General features: G+C 64.7%; 5 protein-coding genes. 1 reads left to right on the top strand and 4 read right to left on the bottom strand.

Features of this window, described 5'->3' with window-relative positions:
• From RMO40_RS18090 to RMO40_RS18100, 3 genes are all read right to left on the bottom strand, one after another.
• On the bottom strand, positions 1-518 hold a 518-nt coding region (locus RMO40_RS18090), incomplete at its 3' end, for an OB-fold nucleic acid binding domain-containing protein (protein WP_309724393.1).
• A gap of 129 nt (positions 519-647) precedes the next feature.
• A complete protein-coding gene (locus RMO40_RS18095) occupies positions 648-1,298 on the bottom strand; it encodes a DUF502 domain-containing protein (RefSeq protein WP_309724395.1) in 651 nt (216 codons plus the stop codon).
• A gap of 27 nt (positions 1,299-1,325) precedes the next feature.
• Complete coding sequence (locus RMO40_RS18100) at positions 1,326-1,691, bottom strand: FmdB family zinc ribbon protein (protein ID WP_309724397.1); 366 nt, start codon at positions 1,689-1,691, stop codon at positions 1,326-1,328.
• A gap of 174 nt (positions 1,692-1,865) precedes the next feature.
• Between RMO40_RS18100 and RMO40_RS18105 the strand changes: the two genes are divergently transcribed.
• Positions 1,866-2,948 (top strand): extracellular solute-binding protein, encoded by a 1,083-nt coding sequence (locus RMO40_RS18105; protein WP_309724402.1) that lies wholly within the window; start codon positions 1,866-1,868, stop codon positions 2,946-2,948.
• Between the two features lie 4 nt (positions 2,949-2,952).
• On the opposite strand, the gene ubiB is transcribed toward RMO40_RS18105, so the two are convergent.
• Positions 2,953-4,172 (bottom strand): ubiquinone biosynthesis regulatory protein kinase UbiB (ubiB, locus tag RMO40_RS18110; RefSeq protein WP_309724399.1); only part of this gene is annotated, 1,220 nt, incomplete at its 5' end.

The following is a 4,172-nucleotide window of genomic DNA, read 5'->3' on the forward strand; positions in this document are numbered from 1 at the left end:
CCTTCGGGCGTGCTCTTGGTGAGCATGGGTGTTTCGATGTCGATGAAGCCGTTGGCATCCAGGAACTTGCGCACCTCCATCGCCACGCGGTAGCGCAGGATCATGTTCTTCTGCATCGCGGGCCGGCGCAGGTCGAGCACGCGGTGCGTGAGGCGCGTGGTTTCCGACAGGTTTTCATCATCGATCTGGAACGGCGGCGTGACGCTCGGGTTCAGCACCTCGAGCTCGTGGCACAGCACTTCGATCTTGCCGCTGGTGAGGTTGCTGTTCTCGGTGCCGGTGGGGCGTGGGCGCACCTTGCCGATGACCTTGAGGCAGAACTCGTTGCGCACGTCTTCGGCCACCTTGAAGGTTTCGGCACGGTCGGGGTCGCAGACGATCTGCACCAGGCCTTCACGGTCGCGCAGGTCGATGAAGATCACGCCGCCATGGTCGCGGCGGCGGTGGGCCCAGCCCATCAGGGTGACGGTCTGGCCGAGCAGCTTTTCGCTGACGAGGCCGCAGTAGGTTGTTCTCATGGGTTCACTCCGGGATCGGGTTGCGATTGTGCGGTGGCGGCCAGGGGCGCGCCAGCACGGTCAAGACAAAGGGGTAGGCGCTGCAAGGCCGTGTTTCAAGCCGTCAGGGCTGGGCGGTTGCCGGGCCGCCTAGCCGGGCTGATTTCGTGGCTCGGCGGGCGCGTGAAGAACCGGCGGCGCCACCACACCCATGGAGATGACGTACTTCAGGGCCTCGTCAACGCTCATCTGCAAAGCGATCACATCGGCGCGCGGCACCATCAGAAAAAAGCCCGAGGTCGGGTTGGGGGTGGTGGGCACGTACAGGCTCACGTAATCGCCCGACAGGTGGATGGCCGCCTCGCCGCCTGGCTTGCCGGTCACGAACGCGATGGTCCACGAACCCGGGCGCGGGTACTGCACCAGCACCGCTTCGCGAAACGCGTTGCCACTGCTGGAGAACAAGGTGTCCGACACCTGTTTGACCGAGCTGTAGATCGACTTGACGATGGGGATGTGATTGAGCAGCACATGCCCCTGGCGCAGCGCCCACTGGCCAAACATGTTGGCCGCGAACATGCCCGTGAGCAGCACACCCGCCACCATCACGACCACGCCCAACCCGGGAATCTTGCGCAAGCCGTCGAGCGACTCGCGCGCGCCCTCGGGCAGCACGGCCTGCGAGGCCGACAGGATGCTGCCGAACACGTCGTCCATCAGGCCCAGCACGGAGTGCAGCACCCAGATCGTGATGGCCAGCGGCAGCCACACCAGCAAGCCGGCAATCAGATATTTCTTCACAAAGTTCCTTGGATTGGGTATGCGGGGCTACTGGCCACCCGACGACGACGAGCCGCCGGTGGCCGGGGCTGGGGCCGGAGCAGGGGTGCTGGCAGCCGGGGCTGGCGATGGCGATGCAGCAGGGGCGGCAGCGGGGGCTGCTGCGCCGGCGTTCGAGGCGTCGGGCTTGGCCGCATCACCGGGCTTGGCGGGCTCGCCCGCAGCCGTGGCACCACCGCGGAAATCGGTCACGTACCAGCCGGAGCCCTTGAGCTGGAATCCGGCTGCAGTCACCTGTTTCTTGAAGGCCGGCACACCGCAGGCCGGGCAGTCGGTCAACACCGGGTCCGAAATTTTCTGCAGCACGTCTTTGGCGTGGCCGCAGGCCTCACACCGATAGGCGTAGATGGGCATGGCTAAGCCTTTGATTCAAAACGGAAAACCCACAATTATACGTGGCGCGGTCGTTTTGTCGGACGACCCCACAGCCTCTGGAATAATTGGTGCTCACCACGCCACCGTACCCACAAGGAGCTTCACGTGATCCGCATCACCGCCCAACGCCTCGTGTCCATTGCCAGCACCCTCCTGCTCGGGCTGTCTGTTGCCGGCACAGCCCGTGCCGCCGACGCGGCGCCCGAGGCCAAGGTCCTGAACATCTACAACTGGTCGGACTACATCGCCGAAGACACGATCAAGAACTTCGAAAAAGAAACCGGCATCAAGGTCAACTACGACAACTACGACAGCAACGAGATCCTGCACACCAAGCTGGTGGCGGGGAAGACGGGCTACGACATCGTGGTACCGGGCGCGCACTTTGCCAAGCAGCAGATCGAGGCCAACCTGCTGCGCAAACTCGACCGTTCGCTGCTCACCAACTGGGGCAACCTCGACCCGGCGATCCTCGAGCAGATGGCGAAGGTCGACCCGGGCAACCAGTACCTGGTCGACTGGCTGTGGGGCTACGTCACCGTGGGCATCAACGTCAACAAGGTGAAAAAGGCCCTGGGCGACATGCCCATGCCGCAAAACCCCTGGTCGCTGCTGTTCGACCCCAAGTACGCCGCCAAGCTGAAGGGCTGTGGCGTCAACTTCCTCGACTCGGCCTCGGAAGTTTTGCCGGTGGCGATGCTGCACGCGGGCAAGCCCGCCTTCAGCCGCACTGCGGGCGACTACCCCGCCGCTGGCGAGATGCTGAAGAAGGTGCGCCCTTACGTGACCCGCTTCTCGTCGTCGGGCTACATCGATGAGCTGGCCGGCGGTGCGCTGTGCGCCGTGATGGGCTACTCCGGCGACATCAACATCGCCCGCTCACGCGCCCTGCAGGCCAAGAACGGTCATGTCATCGAAGCCTTGGTGCCGCCCAGCGGCTCGACGCTGTTCTTCGACACGATGGCAATCCCCGCCGATGCCAAGCACCCGAAGAACGCGCACCTGTTCATCAACTACATCATGCGTCCAGAGGTGCATGCCTCGCTGACCAACAAGGTGTTCTATGCCAACCCGAACAAGGCCTCGCTGAAGTTCGTGGCCAAGGACGTGGCCGAGAACAAGTCGATCTTCCTCAGCCCCAAAGACCTGGCCGGCATGACCGCGCCCGACAGCCTGCCGCAAGACATCCGCCGCGTGCAGACCCGCACCTTCACCACCTTCAAGGCCAACCGCTAGTGGTTCAGTAATTGGGTCGCAGCAGGACCATCGTCGTCACCAGGCCCAGCACAAAACCCACGCCGACCCACAGCACCGAGCGCAGCAGGCGATTGGTGCGGCGCTGCTCGGCGAGCAGCGCCTGAAGCAGCTGCGGTTCGAGGCCGTTGCGGCTCGGCTGCAGCGCCTGGTGCACGAGCCGGGGCAGCTCGGGCAACAGCTGGGCATAGTGCGGCGCCTCTTTCTTGAGCCGCTCGACCAGGCCGCGCCACCCCACCTGCTCGTTCATCCAACGTTCGAGAAAGGGCTTGGCGGTGTTCCAGAGGTCGAGCTCGGGGTCGAGCTGGCGACCCAACCCTTCCACGTTGAGCAGCGTCTTTTGCAGCAGCACCAGCTGCGGCTGGATCTCGACGTTGAAGCGGCGCGAGGTCTGGAACAGCCTCAACAGCACCTGGCCCAGCGAGATGTCCTTGAGCGGGCGGTCGAAATGCGGCTCGCAGACGGCGCGGATGGCACCCTCCAGCTCGTCGATGCGGGTTGTCGGCGGGACCCAGCCCGACTCGACGTGCAATTCGGCCACCCGCTTGTAATCACGCCGGAAGAACGCGATGAAGTTCTGCGCCAGGTATTCCTTGTCGAACTCGGTGAGCGTGCCCACGATGCCGAAGTCGAGTGCGATGTAGCGCCCGAAGGTGGCGGGCGCCAGGCTCACCTGGATGTTGCCGGGGTGCATGTCGGCGTGAAAGAAGCCGTCGCGAAACACCTGGGTGAAGAAGATGGTCACACCGTCGCGCGCCAGCTTGGGGATGTCGACGCCCGCGTCGCGAAGCCGCTGCGTCTGGCTGATGGGCACGCCCTTCATGCGCTCCATCACGATCACGCTCTGGGTGCACAGGTCCCAGACCATCTCGGGCACCATGATCAGGTTCAGGCCGCTCATGTTGCGCCGCAGCTGCGCGGCGTTGGCCGCTTCGCGCACCAGATCCAGCTCGTCGTGCAGGTAGTTGTCGAACTCGGCCACCACTTCGCGCGGCTTCAGGCGCTTGCCATCGGCCGACAGTCGTTCGACCCAGCGGGCCAGCGTGCGCAAAAGCGACAGGTCGTCGTCGATCACCGCCAGCATGCCGGGGCGCAGCACCTTGACCGCGACCTCGCGGCCGTCCTTGAGCACCGCGAAATGCACCTGCGCGATCGAGGCGCTGGCGACCGGACGGTCCTCGAAGCTGGCGAACACGTCCTCGATCG

Origin of the sequence: Rhizobacter sp. (assembly GCF_031412075.1) — a bacterium.
Taxonomy (GTDB): Bacteria; Pseudomonadota; Gammaproteobacteria; order Burkholderiales; family Burkholderiaceae_C; genus Rhizobacter.